The organism is Plantibacter sp. ME-Dv--P-095 (genome assembly GCF_030209365.1).
GTDB lineage: Bacteria > Actinomycetota > Actinomycetes > Actinomycetales > Microbacteriaceae > Plantibacter.
The window spans coordinates 211,205-231,162 of sequence record NZ_JARVSB010000007.1 but is presented as its reverse complement, the minus strand read 5'-3'; the positions used below and the strand labels follow the sequence as shown (position 1 = coordinate 231,162).

At 68.4% G+C, this 19,958-nt stretch carries 12 protein-coding genes; all 12 read right to left on the bottom strand.

Annotated elements, in window-relative coordinates:
* Positions 1 to 23 precede the first annotated feature (23 nt).
* Positions 24 to 332, bottom strand: a complete 309-nt coding sequence (gene rpsJ / locus QRN26_RS10985; RefSeq protein WP_005050520.1) for a 30S ribosomal protein S10 — start codon at positions 330 to 332, stop codon at positions 24 to 26.
* A gap of 469 nt (positions 333 to 801) precedes the next feature.
* Positions 802 to 2,571 (bottom strand): DUF4012 domain-containing protein, encoded by a 1,770-nt coding sequence (locus tag QRN26_RS10980; RefSeq protein WP_285036751.1) that lies wholly within the window; start codon positions 2,569 to 2,571, stop codon positions 802 to 804.
* Positions 2,572 to 2,796: 225 nt separating this feature from the next.
* Positions 2,797 to 3,987, bottom strand: a complete 1,191-nt coding sequence (gene tuf, locus QRN26_RS10975) for an elongation factor Tu (RefSeq protein ID WP_056008160.1) — start codon at positions 3,985 to 3,987, stop codon at positions 2,797 to 2,799.
* A 141-nt stretch (positions 3,988 to 4,128) separates the two neighbouring features.
* The gene (gene fusA, locus QRN26_RS10970; protein WP_194669304.1) at positions 4,129 to 6,243 is read right to left on the bottom strand and encodes an elongation factor G; all 2,115 of its coding nucleotides are present in this window, start codon (positions 6,241 to 6,243) and stop codon (positions 4,129 to 4,131) included.
* Between the two features lie 87 nt (positions 6,244 to 6,330).
* Positions 6,331 to 6,801, bottom strand: coding sequence for a 30S ribosomal protein S7 (rpsG, locus tag QRN26_RS10965; protein WP_056008166.1), 471 nt, complete (start codon positions 6,799 to 6,801; stop codon positions 6,331 to 6,333).
* Positions 6,801 to 7,175 carry a 30S ribosomal protein S12 gene (rpsL, locus tag QRN26_RS10960; RefSeq protein ID WP_056008169.1) on the bottom strand — a complete coding sequence of 125 codons (375 nt, stop codon included), beginning with the start codon at positions 7,173 to 7,175 and terminating at the stop codon, positions 6,801 to 6,803. Before rpsL ends, rpsG begins: the two co-directional genes overlap by 1 nt.
* A 346-nt stretch (positions 7,176 to 7,521) precedes the next feature.
* Positions 7,522 to 8,994 (bottom strand): zinc ribbon domain-containing protein, encoded by a 1,473-nt coding sequence (locus QRN26_RS10955; protein ID WP_285036746.1) that lies wholly within the window; start codon positions 8,992 to 8,994, stop codon positions 7,522 to 7,524.
* 137 nt (positions 8,995 to 9,131) lie between these two features.
* Positions 9,132 to 9,773, bottom strand: a complete 642-nt coding sequence (locus tag QRN26_RS10950) for a hypothetical protein (protein WP_056008174.1) — start codon at positions 9,771 to 9,773, stop codon at positions 9,132 to 9,134.
* A 37-nt stretch (positions 9,774 to 9,810) separates the two neighbouring features.
* Entirely contained in the window at positions 9,811 to 12,264 is a 2,454-nt protein-coding gene (locus QRN26_RS10945) for a transglutaminase-like domain-containing protein (protein ID WP_285036742.1), read from the bottom strand.
* Positions 12,261 to 13,634 carry a DUF58 domain-containing protein gene (locus QRN26_RS10940; RefSeq protein WP_285036741.1) on the bottom strand — a complete coding sequence of 458 codons (1,374 nt, stop codon included), beginning with the start codon at positions 13,632 to 13,634 and terminating at the stop codon, positions 12,261 to 12,263. The genes QRN26_RS10945 and QRN26_RS10940 overlap by 4 nt, the downstream gene beginning before the upstream one ends.
* On the bottom strand, positions 13,631 to 14,599 hold the full coding sequence (locus QRN26_RS10935; protein ID WP_056008184.1) for an AAA family ATPase: 969 nt from the start codon (positions 14,597 to 14,599) through the stop codon (positions 13,631 to 13,633). The genes QRN26_RS10940 and QRN26_RS10935 overlap by 4 nt, the downstream gene beginning before the upstream one ends.
* Positions 14,600 to 14,645: 46 nt before the next feature.
* Positions 14,646 to 19,916: an Ig-like domain-containing protein gene (locus QRN26_RS10930; RefSeq protein WP_285036737.1), complete on the bottom strand. Its 5,271-nt coding sequence runs from the start codon at positions 19,914 to 19,916 to the stop codon at positions 14,646 to 14,648.
* Positions 19,917 to 19,958: the final 42 nt, after the last annotated feature.

Here is a 19,958-nt window from a genome sequence, read left to right as displayed (position 1 = left end):
TCTTCCTTCCGTCTCTACCGAGCTCAGAGCTTGATCTCGATGTTGACGTCCGCCGGCAGGTCGAGACGCATGAGCGAGTCGACGGCCTTCGGGGTCGGGTCGATGATGTCGATCAGACGCTTGTGGGTGCGCATTTCGAAGTGCTCCCGGCTGTCCTTGTACTTGTGCGGCGAACGGATCACGCAGACCACGTTCTTCTCCGTCGGAAGCGGCACGGGGCCGACGACGGTTGCGCCTGCACGGGTGACCGTGTCGACGATCTTGCGCGCCGAAGTATCGATGACCTCATGGTCATACGACTTCAGTCGGATGCGGATCTTCTGTCCCGCCATGTGTGACTCACTCTCTGTCTCGCGTCGTGCGGATCTCTCCGTATTGGACGCATATCGTGCGCTTTGCAACGTTCGGTTGCTCCACGCCATTGGCACTACTGGTGTCGCACCACTGTTCTGCTGTCAACGACCACTCGCGTCTTGCGACCCTCGTGGTCATCCACCGGCTTCCACTCCGACTCGTGGTCGGGGCTGGGCGCAGCGCTGCTACGACCTGGATTGCGATGAAGTGATTGGTGTCCTGCTACCCGCGGCCTAGGCTCGATCCCTGTCGCGTTGCCGCGTCTGGGAGCTCCTATGCACTACCTGGCAGTGATCCGCCGGAGCGCACACAGGCACGCTCGTCCGAAATACTGAACTGGACTAGTTTGCCACGGATCCACCATGCGTGCAACCCGGGCGTGTCGCGATCTCAGGATGGTCAGGATCCGCCCAGTCTCGGGAGTTCGAGCAGTCTCCGGGCCGCTCCTCAGCAGGGGTCCACGGCCTTCTCGACCTCGACCGGATGCACCCCCGGGGTGCCGTCGAAGACCACCTCGTCCACGACTGAACCCTCGATCGACGCCTCCACCTCGACCGTGACCGTCGCGCCGGGCGGGATGCTCACGATCGCGTACGCGACCGGCCGTCCGTCGTCGCTCCCCGACACGTACGGGACGTCCACACCACCGACTCGGACCGCGCGGATCGCGGAGTCGTCGGGGGCGTAGGCCATGATGCGGAGGCGGATCGTGCCTCGCTCGAGCCCCTCCCGTTCGTAGAAGCCCGCGATGTAGTCGAACTCCTCCGACCCGAGTGACGCCTCGGTGTCGATCGTGTTGGTGAACGCGGACGAGACCGTCACCGGACGCGTGCCATCGGCAGCACAGGAGCCTGCAGCGACCCGCACCCGCTGCTGCAGGTAGTACTCGAGCTTGGAACCGACGGCGTCGGCGAGGTAGAGACCGAAGGAGGCAGCTCGATCCGAGCGCTCCGGGCCCGCTCCCCCGACCCCCGCGAGCACCAGCGCCCGCTCCTCGACCCGGTCAGGGCTCCAAGCGAGCAGACGATGTTCGTCCACCGCCTGCGCCCAGGCCTCGACCGCCTGCGGGACGTCGACCGCACCACCCTGCAGCTGGGCGACGAGCGCCTGCACGATGGAGGTGAAGGTCGCGTCCTGGGCGCGGTTCGCCTCGTCCGTCAGGCCGGGGTGCTCCCGGTAGACGCCGTTCAGGAGCCGCGCGACCAGGGTGTCGCTCGTGATCGCCGAGCCGTCGTCGAGGGCGACCGGGCCGGTCGCCCTGAGGAGGTAGGAGAGGGCAGCGGGGTCGACCGCGAGGATGAGGTCGGGTTCGACCCCCTGGCTCTCCTGCCACAGCTGGGACGCGACCTGCGCGCCATAGGGGAAGTCCAGGCGAGCGGTCACCTCGTGGATGGAGGTGCCGGCGAGCGCATAGCCGTCGCTTCGGTAGAGCTCGTCGGTGTCTGCCGGGAGCGGCAGGACCGGATCGGCATGGGCCACGAAGTCCGCGGCCGAGAGCGTCCGGGTCACGTCGAGCACCCCGTCCTCGATGTGGACGAGGACCGAAGCGCCGGCGATCCCGCCGAGTGCACGGCTCTCCGCCGAGTTCTGGAAGAGCACCGCCACATCACGCGGACCGTCCTCCCCTAGCAGCCCGGGCAGCGCGCGGAGCACCGGCGCCAGGCTGGCGCTGAGCGACGAGGCATCCTGCAGTGGTCCGTCGACGCCGTCGAGCGCCGCGGACACCTGTGGGAGCAGCGCCGAGCGGTCGAGGCGGTCGAGCCGTGCGACCTGCTCCTCCAGTCGCTCGAGCGCCCGGGCGGAGGTCCGGGCGATCTCACCCAGCCGCACGGTGTCGAGCCGACCGTCGACCGCGAGGCCGTCGAGCGGCAGGGCGAGGACCGGTTCCAGCACGTCGTCGACGACCACGTGCGCCGCCTCGACGGCTGTTCGGACGGCTTCGAAGTTGGCCCCGGCGACGGGGACCCGCTCGGCGATCCACCAGTCGACGCCCCGGGTGACTTCGAGGGCACGTTCCACCGCGCGCCCCGCGCGATCCAAGGCCTCAGTGTCGACACCTTCCGCACCGCCTCCGCCGACGCCGACCCGCACCGCTTCGAGTTCCGGCAGCGCGGCGACGAGTTCGTCACGGACGCCCAGGGCGTGCGTCGCTGCGGAGACCGTCGCGACTCCAGCGCCCAGGAGGACCGACACCCCGAGCAGACAGGGGATCAGCACGCGGGGTCGGAAGCGGCGGCGTGGAGCGGAGGACGAGCGGGACACGTGGACCTCGGGTGGGTGATGCCTGCCCGGGTTGGCAGACGTCTCATATATTACACGCCACCGCTGAACATGTGCTGCGAGCATCGGGGAACGACGAAGGGCCCGGAGCATACGCTCCGGGCCCTTCGTGGAACCGACTCGACCGCGGACGGCCGATCAGGTACTTGCGTCAGCTGATGCTTACGCGAGGACCTTCGTGACGGTGCCGGCGCCGACCGTGCGGCCACCCTCGCGGATGGCGTAGCCGAGGCCGACCTCCATGGCGATGGGCTGGATCAGCTCAACGGTCATGTCGGTGGTGTCGCCAGGCATGACCATCTCGGTGCCCTCGGGCAGCGTGATGACGCCGGTGACGTCGGTGGTGCGGAAGTAGAACTGCGGACGGTAGTTCGCGTAGAACGGGTTGTGACGCCCACCCTCATCCTTGGACAGGATGTACGCGGTGCCCTCGAAGTTCGTGTGCGGCGTGACCGAACCCGGCTTGACGACGACCTGGCCGCGCTCGACGTCTTCACGCTTCGTGCCACGGAGCAGGAGACCACAGTTCTCGCCGGCCCATGCCTCGTCGAGCTGCTTGTGGAACATCTCGATACCCGTGACGATCGTCTTCTGCGTCGGGCGGATGCCGACGATCTCGACCTCGGAGTTGATCGCGAGCGTGCCACGCTCGGCGCGGCCCGTGACGACGGTTCCACGACCGGTGATCGTGAAGACGTCCTCGATCGGCATGAGGAAGGGCTTGTCCTTGTCGCGCACGGGGTCCGGGACGTTCTCGTCCACGGCGTCCATGAGGTCGAGGATGCTCTGGACCCACTTCTCGTCGCCCTCGAGCGCCTTGAGGCCCGAAACGCGGACGACCGGAGCGTCCTCAGCGAAGCCCTGCGAGGCGAGGAGCTCGGAGACCTCGAGCTCGACGAGCTCCAGGATCTCCTCGTCGTCGACCATGTCGGACTTGTTCAGCGCGACGAGCAGGTAGGGGACGCCGACCTGCTTGGCGAGCAGCACGTGCTCACGCGTCTGTGCCATCGGGCCGTCAGTGGCGGCGACGACCAGGATCGCGCCGTCCATCTGCGCAGCACCGGTGATCATGTTCTTGATGTAGTCGGCGTGACCCGGGGCGTCGACGTGCGCGTAGTGGCGCTTCGGCGTCTCGTACTCGACGTGCGAGATGTTGATCGTGATACCACGCTGACGCTCTTCCGGCGCGGAGTCGATCGACGCGAAGTCGCGCTGCACGTTGGTCGCGGACGGGAACTTGTCCGCCAGGACCTTCGAGATCGCCGCGGTGAGCGTGGTCTTGCCGTGGTCGACGTGACCGATCGTTCCGATGTTGACGTGCGGCTTGGTCCGCTCGAACTTGGCCTTTGCCACTGTGAGTCCTCCTCAGGACGTTGTGCGGGGCGGCGGGCACCATTCGATGCCCGACGCACTGCAGGGATGTGTATTCATGTTACGCGATCCGGCTGGGTGTTCGCACACCCGGCCGGACCGCGGTGAAGAGAGAGTGAGTGACTACTCGCCCTTGTTCTTCTGGATGATCTCGTCGGCGACAGCCTTCGGGACCTCCGCGTAGCTCTCGAAGGTCATCGAGTACACGGCACGACCAGAGGTCTTCGACCGGAGGTCGCCGATGTAGCCGAACATCTCGGAGAGCGGGACGTTGGCACGGATCACCTTGACGCCGGTGGCGTCGTCCATGGACTGGATCTGTCCACGACGGGAGTTCAGGTCACCGATGACGTCGCCCATGTACTCCTCAGGAGTACGGACCTCGACCGCCATGAGCGGTTCGAGGAGGACGGGGTTGGCACGCGAGTAGGCCTCCTTGAGACCCATCGAGCCGGCGATCTTGAACGCCATCTCCGAGGAGTCGACGTCGTGCGCCGCACCATCGGTGACGATCGCCTTGACACCCACGACCGGGTAGCCGGCGAGGCCACCGACCTGCAGGGCGTCCTGGAAGCCGGCGTCGATCGACGGGATGTACTCGCGCGGGATGCGACCACCGGTCACGGCGTTCACGAACTCGTAGGTCGTCTCCGGAGTGACGTCCATCGGCTCCAGATCGAACTGGATCTTCGCGAACTGACCCGAACCACCGGTCTGCTTCTTGTGCGTGTAGCCGTACTTCTCGACCTTGCGCTTGATGGTCTCGCGGTACGCGACCTGGGGCTTGCCCACGTTGGCCTCGACGTTGAACTCGCGCTTCATGCGGTCGACCAGGATGTCGAGGTGGAGCTCGCCCATGCCCTTGATGACGGTCTGGCCGGTCTCGGTGTTCTGCTCGGTGCGGAACGTCGGGTCCTCTTCGGCCAGCTTCTGGATCGCGGTGCCCAGCTTCTCCTGGTCGGCCTTGGTCTTCGGCTCGATCGCGACCTCGATGACGGGCTCCGGGAAGCTCATCGACTCGAGGACGACCTGGTTCTGCGGGTCGGACAGGGTGTCACCGGTGGTGGTGTCCTTCAGGCCGATGACCGCGTAGATGTGACCGGCGGTGACGAAGTCGACCGGGTTCTCCTTGTTGGCGTGCATCTGGAAGATCTTCCCGATGCGCTCCTTCTTGCCCTTGGTGGAGTTGATGATCTGCGCACCCGAGTCGAGACGACCCGAGTAGACGCGGACGTACGTCAGGCGACCGAAGAACGGGTGCACGGCGACCTTGAACGCGAGCGCGGTGAAGGGCTCGGTCGAGTCGGGGTGACGCTCCACGACCTTCTCCTCGTCGCGAGCGTCGTGAGCCTCGATGGCGGGGACGTCGAGCGGGGAGGGCAGGTAGTCGATGACCGCGTCGAGCATCGGCTGGACGCCGCGGTTCTTGAAGGCCGAGCCGCAGAGGACCGGGTACATGGTGCTCGTGATGGTGAGCTGGCGGATCGCGGCCTTGATCTCCGCGACGGTCAGCTCTTCGCCACCGAAGTACTTCTCCATGAGTGCGTCGTCGGTCTCGGCGACGGCCTCGAGGAGCGCGGTGCGGTACTCGGCCGCCTTCTCCTTGAGGTCTTCCGGGATCTCCTCGATGGCGTACTTGGCGCCCATCTCGACGTCACCCTTGGCGTCTCCACGCCAGGTGAGTGCGCGCATCTCGACCAGGTCGACGACGCCCTCGAAGTTGGACTCCGCACCGATCGGCAGCTGGATGACCAGCGGCTTGGCGCCGAGGCGGCTGATGATGGTGTCGACCGTGAAGTAGAAGTCGGCGCCCAGCTTGTCCATCTTGTTGACGAAACAGATGCGCGGGACGTCGTACTTGTCGGCCTGACGCCAGACGGTCTCGGACTGGGGCTCGACGCCCTCCTTGCCGTCGAACACGGCGACGGCGCCGTCGAGGACGCGGAGCGAACGCTCGACCTCGACCGTGAAGTCGACGTGGCCGGGGGTGTCGATGATGTTGATCTGGTTCTTGTTCCAGAAGCACGTCGTCGCGGCGGACGTGATCGTGATGCCGCGCTCCTGCTCCTGCGCCATCCAGTCCATCGTCGACGCACCGTCGTGGGTCTCGCCGATCTTGTGGTTGACGCCCGTGTAGAACAGGATGCGCTCGGTGGTGGTGGTCTTGCCGGCATCGATGTGGGCCATGATGCCGATGTTGCGGACCTTGTTCAGGTCGGTGAGCACGTCTTGTGCCACGGGGTCCTCCGGGGATAGGTAGGGGTGAGCTGATTCACTCGGTGATGCGAGGGCGGACGGATCGTCCGCCCTCGCATCGGGCGGCGACTACCAGCGGTAGTGCGCGAACGCCTTGTTCGACTCGGCCATCTTGTGCGTGTCTTCACGACGCTTGACGGCTGCACCGAGACCGTTCGATGCGTCGAGGATCTCGTTCTGGAGACGCTCGGTCATCGTCTTCTCGCGGCGGCCCTTCGCGTAGCTCACGAGCCAGCGGAGAGCGAGGGTGTTGGCGCGGTGAGGCTTGACCTCGACCGGCACCTGGTAGGTGGAACCACCGACGCGGCGCGAACGCACCTCGAGGGTCGGACGGACGTTGTCGAGCGCCTTCTTGAGCGTGACGACGGCATCCTGCTGGTTCTTGGCGGTGACGCCTTCGAGTGCGTCGTAGACGATGCGCTCAGCGAGGCCCTTCTTGCCGTCCAGCAGGATCTTGTTGACGAGCTGGCTGACGATGGGGGCGCCGTAAACGGGATCGGCGACGACGGGGCGCTTCGGAGCTGGACCCTTGCGAGGCATTACTTCTTCTCCATCTTCGCGCCGTAGCGGCTGCGAGCCTGCTTGCGGTTCTTGACGGCCTGCGTGTCCAGGGCGCCACGGACGATCTTGTAACGGACACCCGGGAGGTCCTTCACACGACCGCCACGGACCAGGACCAGCGAGTGCTCCTGGAGGTTGTGGCCCTCACCGGGGATGTACGCGGTGACCTCGGTACCGTTGCGCAGCTTCACGCGGGCGACCTTGCGCATCGCCGAGTTCGGCTTCTTCGGGGTGGTGGTGTACACGCGGGTGCACACACCCGCCTGCTGCGGGTTGCTCTTCAGGGCGGGCGCCTTGGTCTTGACGACCTTGGGGCTGCGGCCCTTCCGAACCAACTGCTGAATGGTTGGCACTACTAGCTCCTTGATGATGACTGCACGGTGACAGTGGTACTGCAGCATTCGTGGGCCGGTCTCCCGGATCACGAGGTCGTATGGACCCACCGGCGCCGCGCGAATGCGCGTCGCTTGGATGGTGGGTATGCCGTGGGGGCGATCGACTGCCGGGACCAGCCCGGCCGGGATCCACCCGATGGTGCGAGACGGGCGTCCGCTCCGCGCGCCACCCTCCGAGGAAGGCGGACAGCACGAGAGCGCACGACAGTGCGCACACCCAACCAAGACTAGCCCGAGCCGGAGCTGCGGTCAAACGACGACGACCCCTGGAAGCCGTGCTCCCAGGGGTCGTCCAGCTGTCGGTCTACGGCAGGGGGACGAACGTCGCGCCCTCGTCCGTGAACCCCTCGACCGTGCCGCCGACGTTGAAGTCGACGGGGCCGCCGCCGCCGGGGCCGGTCTGGCCGGTGGCCGGGTCGGTGAGGGTGCACGTCATCGACATGCGCCCGACGGTCTCCGATTCGACGCTCCACCCGGTGCCGTTGAACTCGCCGACCGTGAAGGTCGGGCGGGTGTCGAACGTCCAGGTCACGCCGGAGGGGGTGTAGCCGGTGGCGTTGCGGATCTCGTAGGGGCAACCGGTCGGCGCGATCTCGGTCGACGCCCCGCAGCCGTCGATGTAGGTGTTGACGGCTTCCTCGATCGCCGTCGTCCCGGCGTCGGTGAGCGCGACCGAGAGGGTGGCCGGCTCAGCCGTCTGCCCGTAGCCGAGCGCCGTCGCGGTCGTGGCCTCAGCCGAGTACCAGTCGCTCTCACTGAGGGCGACGTCGTAGGTGCCCGGGAGCGCCCGCAGCTGGTAGGAGCCTTCGGCGATCGGTTCGACGTCCGTCAGGTCGACCCCGCCGACGGTCGCGACGGCGTCATCCGGTGCGACCACGTCGACCTGGACGGTACTGAGCTCGGGCGCCTCGAGCTTCCACTTGTCGAAGAGCACGGCGTCCTTCCCGACCTTCGTGAGCGTGAACTCCTGGTCGACGCTCTCGCCGCCCTGGGTGAGTCGTGCCTGCACCGTCGCGGTGTCGCCGCTCGTGGTCGTCTTGCCGATCGTGTACCCGGAGACCTTCCCCGAGGCCTCCTTGTAGGCCTCGTCGGTCAGGAGCACGTCGGCCGCGGTCACCTCGGTGCCGGAGAGTTTCAGCGCTTCCTCGGCGTCGCCCGCCTTCAGCGCGTCGAGGTAACCCTTGACCGTGACCTCGGGCGCATGGAGCGAGTTGCCGATGCTCACGCCGACGATGCCGCCGACGATGATGAGTAGGAGCGCGCTGCCACCGGCGATGATGCCGGTCAGGCCCTTCTTCGACAGCTTCTTCTTGGGCGGCTGACCGGCACCGCCGTCGTACGAACCGCCGCCCTGGCCGTACGGTGCCTGACCGTACCCGCCCGGTGCCTGTGCGTACTGTTCGGCGGGCTGCTGGCCGTACTGGCCCGTGTCCTGCTGGCCGTACTGACCCGTCTGCCCGGTCTGGCCGTACTGACCCGTCTGGCCGTACTGGCCGGACTGCTGGCTGTACTGACCCGACTGCTGTCCGTACTGACCGGTCTGCTGGCCGTACTGGCCCTGCTGCTGCCCGTACTGGCCGGACTGCTGGTCGCCGGACCCCGACGACTGCGTCGGCGACTGCCCGTAGGGCGACTGCTGGCCGGACTGCCCCGTCGGGTGCTGGCCCGAGGCGGAGGACTGCGGGCCGTTGCCCTGCCAGCCCTGCTGCGGGTCGGGCTGAGCGGGCGGCTGCTGCCACTGGGGCTGCTGCGGGTTCTGATCTCCTGGACCGGTCATGGTGTTGCGCCCCCAATGAGCATGGATCGTGCTGCTGACAAGTGCTCGAAAGTATAGTGACGCCTGTTGGACAGCACGATGGGGAGATCTCCCCTCCTGGGTCCGGGAAGACCCCGACGCCTCCCAGGCGGAGGCGACTACCAGGGGGACGTCGGTGAATCGAGTTCGAGCGCGAGGTCGTCGAGGAGCGCCGCCACCTGCGGTTCGACGTAGCGCTCGATCGCGTCATGGATGGCCCGGCGGTGTCCGATGAGGAGTTCGCACACCCGGCGACCGGTCTCGTTCGCGCACTGGTCGGCCAGGGCGATCTCGGTGCGCAACGCCTCCTTCGCGTCGTCCGACAGCGGCGGCGGGGGCGGCACGGCTCGCGCCTGGGACGCACCGAGCTCGGTCAGGGTGAAGAGGTACGGCTGGCCGGGATCCGGATCGGGGTCGAGCTGGAGTCCGTCGAACTCGGGGTCGAGCCCCTCCCCCGGCCGGTAGGCCCGCTGCGCCTCACGGAGGTCGGCCGCCCGCAGTTCAGCGCGCAGGATCGGCAGGTTCCGGTCCGTGTACTCCGCGACCGCGTGGTCGACGATCGTCTTCATGCGGGTCGCCAGGCCGTGTTGCACCTGATGCGGGACGTCGTCCACGAGGCCCGCGGCGCGGAGCACCGGTGAACCGATGCACCGTCGGCAGATCCTGGTGCGCCCGCGGTGCGCGGCGGGATGCCAGCGCGGCAACCACCGCAGCCAGGCGTCGACGGCCTGGCTCACCGTGGTCTCGAGCGAGCGCTCCATACTCACCGAGGGTAGCGCCTCGACGGCGGATCGGACCTCAGCGACGACCGTCGGCGCGCTGCCCGCCCGCGGACCGTCCCCGGAGGGACGACGGCGGCTGCAGACGACTCACGATGCTGCGCTTCGCGCGGTACCGGAACCGACTCCGCTGGCGGGCGAACCAGCCGAGCGCCCCTTGGGCACGCGACGACTCCGCCTCGGACCGACGCCACAGTTCCTCGGCGGTCGCGTCGTCGACGTCCCGGCCGGAGAACACCGCGTCGTCGGTCGTCCCGGCGAGGGACGTCAGCGTCGTGGCTCCGTCCGGTTCCTGCGTGCCGAGGGCGGTCGCCGTGCTCGACCGGGTGGCCGCCGCCGGCACGCTGTACCCGAGTTCGGCGTAGCGGTCGATGAGTTCGTCCCAGGCGCCGGCTGCCCGGCGGTCGCCGCTCCCGGCACGCCGTCGATTCGTGCGGCGACGCTTCGCGCCGGCGATGGCCAGGAGCGGGATGACGTACAGCGACACCGGCACACCCACGACGAGGGCGACCCACCACACCCATTCCGGAATGACGAATCCGTCGTCCTTGTCGTCGTCGTCGCCGTCGTCGATCGACGCCTCGGTCAGGAGGCTGTCGTCGAGGTTGTCGCTGCGCGGCGGCTGGCGCACCTGCGGCTGCGGCTCGGTCTTGGGCTTCGGGTCCTGGTCCTGCGGGATCTCCGTCTCGTCCGGCGTCGGCGAGAAGGCGACCCAGCCGTAGCCCTCGAACGGCACCTCGACCCACGCGGTGACGTCGTCACCCACGACCTGCACCGAACCCTGACCCTCGGTCACCTCGGGCGCGAAGCCCATGACGACCCGTGCGGGGTACCCGAGCGAGCGGGCCATGAGCGCGAACGCCGAGGCGTACTGCTCCTCGTCGCCCACCATCGGCGTGCGGGTGAAGAGCTCGGACATGCGATCGGCGCCGTGGCCGGCCCGCGACGGCGAGCTGTCGGAGGCGAGGCCATGGCTGAGGAACCCCGTGGTGCGGAGCGTCTGCTCGATCCTCCGCAGCTGTCCCATGGGCGTCGTCTCGGTGCCGACGAACTCGGAGGCCTTCGCGACGACGATGTCGGGGATGTTCGTGACGGGTGGCAGGTCGACCGGGGCGGTCGGCGTCGTCGCGAGGACGGTCTCGCTCGGCACCGCCTGCGTCGTCGTCCGCTCCTCGTAGTCGTCGCCCTGCCCGAGGCCGGAGGTGATGACGGCCGCCCCGCTCTCGGCGTTGTAGCGGATGTCCTCGGATCGCTCGGACGCCTTGCCGTCGAGGGTGAGCGCGGTCGGATACCCGACACTGGGCACCCAGATGTCGTCGTAGCCGGTGACGTCGACGGACACGCGTCGGTCGCCGCCCTTCGTCATGAGCTGCGGTTTCGGCAGCTGGTCGCCGACGAGTTCGAAGGCGCCGGACCCGTCCGTGGCCGTCGACGGCCCGGACACGGTCCAGAGCCGCCCGTCATAGCTGTCCATCGCCGCGAGCCGGATGCGGTCGCCGGGCTTGAGCCCCGTGGCGGTGAAGAGCTTCGTCTCGGCGAGGTCCTTCGTGTATTCGCGGAAGCCGGCGAGCGGACTCGGGTACTCCAGGGGGTCGAACGGCGGCGTGACGACCTCGCGCAGGACGAAGCGCGAGTCCGCGGGCGGCGAGGCCACGACGGCAGCACCCCCGCCGACGACCACGGCGACGGCCGCGAGGACCACGGTGCCGACGATCTTCTTGCGCCGGAGGACCGCGGTGGTCGACGCGGCGGCGTTCTCCCCGCGTCCGGCTCCGGGCCGCCAGCCCAGCCAGAGGAGGGCGATCAGCGCGAAGGCGATTCCCCGGACGGCGGCGAGGAACGGCGTCTGGGTGCCGAGGAGGACACCGACCGCGTACAGGACGGTCGGGCCGACCAGGACGACGGCGCAGCGGACCGCGATCTGCGGACGACGCGGCAGCCAGCGCACGGCGAGCACGGCGGACACGACGCCGACGAGGAGCCCCGCCACGTACGGCAGGGTCATGATGTAGGCGGGCGCGCTCAGTGGCGTCTGGAGGGTGACGAAGTCCTTCCACCCGAAGACCGCACCGATGCTGATCCCACCGAGCGTCCGCAGGTTCGGCAGGACCGCGAACGTCGCCGCCGACGGCATCGCGAGGGCGCTGCCGAAGAGGTAGAAGACGAGGACGGTCGAGAGCCCCGTCAGGATGGCGTTCAACCGCAGCGCGTGTGATGCGATCCCCACCGCGAGTCCGAGCACCAGCCCGCCGAGGCCGGCGAGGAGGAACCCGGTGCCGCTGAGGGCGGCACCGAAGCCGAGGAGGCCGATGGCCGCGAGGACGAACACCACCACGAGGTCGATCCAGGATCGACCGGGCAGCGGCCAGGGCGCGACGAACGTCGGGACGATGCCCTGCACGTCGACGTCGGCGGCCGATCCGGCGGAGGCTGACGGTGGACGCACGGTCGTGCGCTCGTCGACGCCGCTCACAGGGCCCTCGACATGACCTTGGCGAGATCGCCGAGGGCGCCCACCGTCATCACGTTCATGCCGGCCACGTCCTTGATGCTCGCTCGCGCGCCCCGTTCGACGCGGATGCCGAAGACGTTGACGTCGGGGCCGAACAGTCGCTGGATACCCCGGTACTCCTGGGCCTCGAGCCGCGAACCGGCCACGATGATGACGACGCTCGGAGCCGGCAGCCGTTTCGTGGTCTCGCGGGCGAAGGTCCGCGGCTTCTCGAACGTCCCCTCGGCCAACTGCAGGCGGCAGCTGTCGTCGAGGAAGGAGGTCACCGTGTGGGTCCGCAGGGCGAGCCGGTCGGTCACGACGCTGATCGGCACCTGGTCGAGGATCACCTGCGTCGCGATGGACGCGGTGAGGGACACCGCCAACTCGAACTCGTCCTCGTCGTCGGCGTAGTAGCGGGAGTCGGTCGTCATCACGATGGTGAGCTGCGACCGTCTCGTCTCCTCGAACTGCCGCACCATGAGCTGGCCCGTCTTCGCGGAGGACTTCCAGTGGATGTAGCGCCGGTCGTCGCCGGCGACGTAGCCGCGGAGCGCGTGGAAGGAGATGTCGTTGTTCGTGATCGTCTTCGTGACGAGACCCTCGAGGTCACGGATGAGGCCGGCAGCGGTCGGGTGCAGCCGCGTGGTCTCCGGGTGAACGAAGAGTTCGACGGGTTCCGTCCAGCGCACCTCTCGGCGGAGGAGCCCGAGTTGGTCACCGCGGACGGAGACGGCGGGGCCGGCCGGGATCACGGCACGCCGGTTCGTGGGGACGGCGAAGAGCTCCTCGTGCTCGCCGTCCTTCGGAATCACCGGGATCGCGAATTCGGCGAGCCCGTAGCCGACCGGGACCTCGAGGCGGGTCGGTGTCGTCGCGCGGCCGCCGGGGTTGGCGATGAGGACCTGCCCGATGGCGCGTTCGCCGACGGTGACCCGGCTGGGGTTCAGGTGGATGGAGATGCGGAACGTCGACCGGCCGAACAGGTAGGCGACGGAGGCGAGGATCGCGGCGAGGGGCACGAACCCGAGGAACACGAGCTCCGCCCACCCGAGGATGAAGCCGGCGACGGTCGCGACGACCCCGATGCCGAGGACCACCCAGCCGAGACCGCTGACGACGTCGAGCACGGGTTTCGCGGCGTCCCAGGCGACCGTCGCCCACGGGCCGACGACGGCGCCCACCCCGTCGACGATGCGACGGATCGGGTTCGGCCCGGCCGCGGGTGCGGCGTCCCCCGACTGCCCGGCACCGTCCAGTGAGCCCTCGACCGGCGCGCCGACCGCCGCCGCCCGGACCGCGTCGGGTCCGTCCGGCGCGGGGGTGGCGCGCTGCTCGAGGGTCTCGCTCATGCTGCGCGGTAGGCCGGCGGAGCGATGCTGACGAGGACCCGGGAGACGATGTCCTGGGCCGTCACGCCGGCGAAGTCGGACTCGGGGTCGACGATGATGCGGTGTGCGAGGACGGCCTGGGCGAGGTCGTTGACGTCGTCCGGGGTCACGTAGGTGCGGCCCTGGGAGATCGCCCAGGTCTTCACCGCACGCACGAGCGCCAACGCGCCGCGCATGCTGACGCCGAGCGCGACGTCCTGGTCGTCACGCGTGGCGGCGACGACGTCGGCGACGTACTCGAGGATGCTGCCGTCGACGTGCACCTCCGTGGCGAGCTGCGCCATGGTGATGACCGCGCTGGAGGCGATGATCGGCTGGACCTTCGTCGCCCGGGCCCGGTTGGACGCGTCGAGGAGGAGGTTCACCGAGGTCTGGCGGTCGGGGTAACCGAGCGTCGTCTTGATGAGGAAGCGGTCGAGCTGCGCCTCGGGGAGCTTGTAGGTACCGGCCTGCTCGATCGGGTTCTGGGTCGCGATCACCATGAAGGGCTTGCCGGCGTCGTAGCTCGTGCCGTCGATCGTGACGATGCCCTCCTCCATGACCTCGAGGAGCGCGGACTGCGTCTTCGGCGAGGCGCGGTTGATCTCGTCGGCGAGCACGATCGAGGCGAAGATCGGCCCCTTGTGGAACTCGAAGATCCCCTTGCCCTGGTCGTAGATCGTCACCCCGGTGACGTCGGAGGGCAGGAGGTCCGGCGTGAACTGGATGCGGGAGCTCGTGCCGTCGAGGGTGTTCGCGAGGGCCTTCGCGAGCACCGTCTTCCCCGTGCCCGGGTAGTCCTCGAGGAGCACGTGGCCCTCGGAGAGCATCGCCGTGACGACCAACTTGATGACGTGCTCCTTGCCGAGGATGGCCTGCTCGACGTTGCCGACGAGCTTGCCGAACGCGTCGGCGAACCAGGTGGCTTGTTCCTGCGTGACAGTCATAGGGGTGGGCTGCTTTCGGGTGTCAGGGGTGGTGGCGACGAGTCGGTCACCAGTCGGTGCCGTTGGTCTTTGCCAGGTCGTAGTACTTGCCGTCCGAGAGGCGGGTGAACCGGACGAACAGCGAGAAGTCCGTCTTGCCGTAGTGACGGGTGAACTGGGCGCTCCCGCTTGCTCCGGCGTCGACACTGGCGAGGGTGCTCACCACAGAGCCGTTCTCGTAGAGATCGAGTCGATAGGAGCCCGCCGGGAGGTCACTCCAATTGATGACCACGGGGTAACAGCCCACGCGTCCGTCGCTGACGCAGCGGATGGGACCTGGACCCTTGCTGATGTTGCCCTGAGGGTCTGGCGGTGGCGGATCCTTGACCGTGACCTCAGCCGGGCCCCCCTCGGGTCCGGTCCCGCCAGGACCGGTCGCGGAGACGTAGAGCTGGTACGTGCCGGCGGCGACGCCATCCTGAGATGCACTCGTGCCCCCCGTCGACCCTTGGTACACGACGCTGGACCCCTTGACGAGACGCCAGGCATAGGAGTCGATCTTGCCACCGGTGTCGGACGGTGCGGACCAGCGCATGGACAGCTTGGCGGGAGCGTCGCCGGACGAGCTGAGCGACACGTTCTGCGGCGCGCTCGGGACACCGTAGGCGGTTGCGGTCACCGTCTCCGAACTCGCACTCGGACCGACGGCGTTCGTGGCGTAAGCGCTGAAGGAGTAGCTCTGTCCGTTCGTCACGTCGAAGGAGCAGTCGTTCCCGGGCACACACTGACGGTCCTGGCCGCCGGTCCACTTGACGGAATGCGATTCGATGGGCGCGCCGTTGCTCGCGGGCGAACCGCCGACCACGACGACGATCTTTCCGCTCTTCGCGCTCTTCACGGCGATGGTCGGCGGATCGGGCACGTCCTTCACGACCACGGTGATGCGTCCCTGGACCCGTCGGTTCGGGTCGTTCGTCGCATCCTGGATCGTGTAGATCACGCTCACCGTGCCGCTCTTGGACGAACCGGGGGTGACCGTCACCGTTCCGCCGGAGATGGTGGCCGTCGCCCCGCCGGCCGGAGCGCTCTCCACGGTGGCGTCGAGCACCTTGAGCGGGGTGTCGGGGAACGGGTTGTAGTCGTTCGCGATCACGTTGACCGGCTCGGCCTTGTTCTTGCGGCCCTCCTCGACGCGGTCGTCGATGGCCCGCGGCAGCGGTCGCGTCGACGACACGACCTGCACCTGCACCGAACCGGGGATCGAGTACTCCTTGTACGTCACCGTGAAGTTCAGCGTCGCGGAGGTCCCCGGTTGCGTGCCCTGCGGCGCCGAGACGGACAGTTGCGAGCCGGACAGGGTGGCCTGGATACCGGCAGACGTCCCGGTGAGGCCCTGGTAGGACAGCGCAGCGAGGATCTTGGGGTTGGGGTGGTCGCTCGAGGCGCGCAGGTCGACGACGATGGCCGGCTCGCCGGCCTCGACGGGGATCGTCACCGGGGTGAACGTCGGCGGCACGTCCTCGAGATCAGGATCGCCGACGGTGATCGGCAGGGTGAGCAGCTTGCTCTCGCGGCCGTCGGTCGCCTCGAAACTCACCGACGCCGGACCGCGGTAGTCCTTGGCCGGGGTGAACGTGATCGTCGCGTCGTCGACGTAGCTGGAGGTGCCGTTGCCGCGGAAGTTCACGACGCTGCCCTCGGAGGCGATCGTCACCGGCTTGCCGGACGGCGCCTCGGCGATGTCCGACAGCTTCCAGGTGCGCGTCTCGTTGACCTTCACGATCTGCTCCGGCAGCGGGCTCTTCATCCGCGGTGGCTCGCCGTCGGTGGCCGCCGGCACGATGATGAACGCGGCACCGCTCAGCTGCGTCACCGGATCCGTCAGGCGGTAGGCGATCGCCTGCCGACGGTCGGTGAGCGTGACGCGGATCGTGTCGCCGTCGCGGACCTCGCCGGAGGCGGCGTTTGCCCCCTCGAGGCTCGGCTGCAGGTCGCCGACGACACCGCCGGGGTTCTGCGCGCCGTCGAGCACATCGACGTCGATGGTCGACTTGCCCACGATGTCGGCGTCTTCGAGCACGTGGTCGTCGGCCTCGGGGTACTGCGGCTTCGCGTCCTTCGTCACCTTGACCTGGATGTAGGCGCTGTCGATCCCGCCCTTGCCGTTGGTGATCTGGTAGCGGACGGTGAAGAACGCCTCCTCCTCCGGCACCTCGATGACGACGCGGCTCTTGCTGACCTCGGCGGTCAGGCCGTCGTCGACCGACAGCAGCTTCGGCGCGAGCTTCAGGGTGTAGCCGTTCGGGTCTGAGTCGTTCCCGAGTACCGGGACCGAGGCGACCTTGCCCGGCAACACCTCGACGTAGTCGTCGACGGCGTTCGGCTGCCCGTCGACCTCCGGCCGGCCGATGACGCCGATCTTGATCGTGCCGACGGCGACCGCGCCGTAGGTGTCCTTCACGCGGTACTGGAAGGTGTCCGTGCCAGAGGAGTCGGGTGCCGCCTCGTAGACGAACCAGGTGCTCCCCTGCTCGATGACCCGACCGAGGAGCGGCGCGGACGCGATGTCGTCGACCACGACGGAATCGCCGTTCGGGTCGAGGCCGTCGAGCGGGACGTCGACACGGACCGTCGCGCCGGCGAACACGCGCGAGGTGAGCAACTGCGGGACGGGCGGCTGGTTGTTCTTCTTGTCCTCGCCGACCACGTTGAACGTGACCGTCGCGGTGTCGGCCTCACCGAAGGTGTCGTAGACGCGGTAGGTGGTCGTGTAGGTGCCAGGCTCGCTCGGGGCCTGGAACCGGACCTCGTCGTCGTCGACGAACGCGAGTCCGGCGGTCGGCGGGTCGACGAGTGCGCGGTCGACGAGCATGACGGCGGCGTCCGGGTGGTAGTCGTTCTCGAGCACCGCGACGTTCGCGATGTCTCCGGCTCGGACGACGATCGCGTCATCGGTGGCGACCGGCGCCTGGTGTTTCGGCAACGGTGGCACGGGCACGACGGTCACAGCCGCCGTCGCCGTCGAGGTGCCATCCGAGACCACGTAGGTGAACTGGAGCTGCCGCTCGATCGGCGCCGAGGACGAGACCCGGATGACCGCGCTGTCGAGGACCTCGACGGACAGCGACGCCGACTCGTCGGGGACGGAGACGGACTGCACGGCGAGCACCTGCCCACCCGGCGACTCGTCGTTGGCGAGGACCGGGATCGTGATCGTCTCGTTCGGACGGAGGTAGCCCTCGTCCTTCACCGCGACGGGTGGCCGCACATCGGTCGGCTTCTCGAGGACGTCCACGCGGATGAGCCCGATGCTCGACGCGATGCCGGCGCCGAGCGTGTACTTGAGGTAATAGGTGCCCGGCTCGTTGGAGGAGACGGTGACCGACTGCTTCTCGAGGCTCGGCGACGACACGAGCCCACCCTGCAGGGCGTCGACGCCGATGAGGCCGAGCGGCGCACCGCTCGGGGACTGGTCGTTCGCGAGCGGGAGGACCTGGGCGGACTCTCCGACGAACGTCGACACGAAGTCCGGGGTACCGATCGGGCTCAAGGCACCGGCCGGCTGCACGTCGACCTTGAGCGTGCCCTCCGCCGAGGTCACGCCGTCGGACACCACGAACTTGACGTCGCGCGGGCCCATCTCGGGCGAGGCATGGGTGAACGTGACGAAGCCGTCCGGTGTGAACCGCACGAGGTCGCTGGATGCGGGCGACGCCGACTGGAGGAAGATGTCGTCGCCGTCGGGGTCGCGCCAGTCGGCGAGCACGTTGTAGGTGACCGTCTGCCCGGCCTCGACCGAGACCGCCGCCTCCCGATGGGACGTCGGCGGCTCGTTGACCTCCGGCGGCTTGATGGCGAGGCTCACGACGGCATCCGCCACACCACCAGGACGGCCGTCGTTCACGGAGTAGCGGAACGACGTCGTTCCGGCCACGAAGCCCTCAGCCGGGGTGAACTGGAGCGCCCGGCCGCCGTCGATGGATTCGAGCTTGCCCGTCTCCGCGGAGACGTCGCTCGTGTTCTGGATCGTGAGGACGTCGCCGTCCGCGTCGGAATCGTTGTCGAGGAGCGGCAGGACCGTCGCGCGGCCCGGACGGACCCCGAAGGCGTCGTCGCGGGCGATGGGCGGACGGTTCTCCTCGGTGCGCTCGGCGAGGGTGTCCTCGAAGGACTGCTCGGAGGCCTTCTCGTCGCCGTCCTCGCCGTCCTCCTCCTGCGGAGGCGTCACCTCGTCCCAGTTGTCGACGAGCCGCATGTTCGCCTGCACGAGCCAGGAGTTGCCGGTCTGGACGTTGTTGAGCGCGATCACCGAGCGGTTGACGCGGAAGACGAGCTGCTGCCCGATGGTCTCCGGGTTGATGTCCTCGATGACCGGCTTCTTGTCGGCGCACTCGGCGGCGTACCGGCTGGACGATGCCCAGGCGCCGTGCATGCAGCCGTCGAGGTTGACGGGTGCGGTGACCTCGTCCGCGCTCGTCGCTGCGGTGAGGACGTCCGCGTCGAGCACCTCCGGGTCGCCGCCACCGAGCGGGATGCGGACCAGGGAGTCACCGGTCGCGACGACGGCGCTGTCGTCCGTCGACGAAGGTTCCTGGATCTTGAGCGGATCACCCGGAAGCTCGACGACGGAACCGTCCTGCTTGATGAGGTCTCCGGACTTGAGATCGAGGATGACCGCCTGCTCACCGGCGGCGCTCAGCTGGTAGTCCTTGAGCTTCGGGAGCTTCGACTCGGTCTTCGTGCCGTCGGGCAGGATCCGGTAGAGGCGTCCCTTGGTGGGCGCCACCGCGAGGATGGTGCCCTTCGAGGTGACGACCGCCTGTCCCGCCTTGCCGATCGAGACGATCGGCTTCGTCTCGGTGGGGTCGAAGCGGAGCTCGCCGGCGGCGTCGACCGACCAGAGTTTGCCCGTCTCCCCCGCGACGACCGACAGACGGTCACCGCCGTAGTGCACCGTCGCACCGGTGGGCAGCGAGACCCGCTGGATGAGGCTGGTGAAGGCCGGGTCGATGCGCTCGAGCGAGGAGAGCGCCTTGTCCTGGAGGAAGACGTCGTCGCCGTTCTGCAGGATGTCGGCGTTGTTCGACGCCGTCGAGACCGCGCCGTCGAGCTCGGAGATCTGGTCGTTGAGGCGCCCGGCCAGGAGCGATTCGCCGTTCGTGACCCAGACATCGCGGGACTCGAGGTCCACCTCCGTCACGGGGAATCCCTGGTGGATGAGGGCGGCGGTCACGGGAACGGCGACGAGGACCGACAGGGCTGTGATCGAGGCCGCGGTCTTGCGCTTGCGCAGCCAGCCGCTCCAGTTGCTCACGATCCCCCAGGTGTGTTCGGTCAACGCACGATCGAGCGACCGCGCTGCAAACGCGGAGTCACTCTA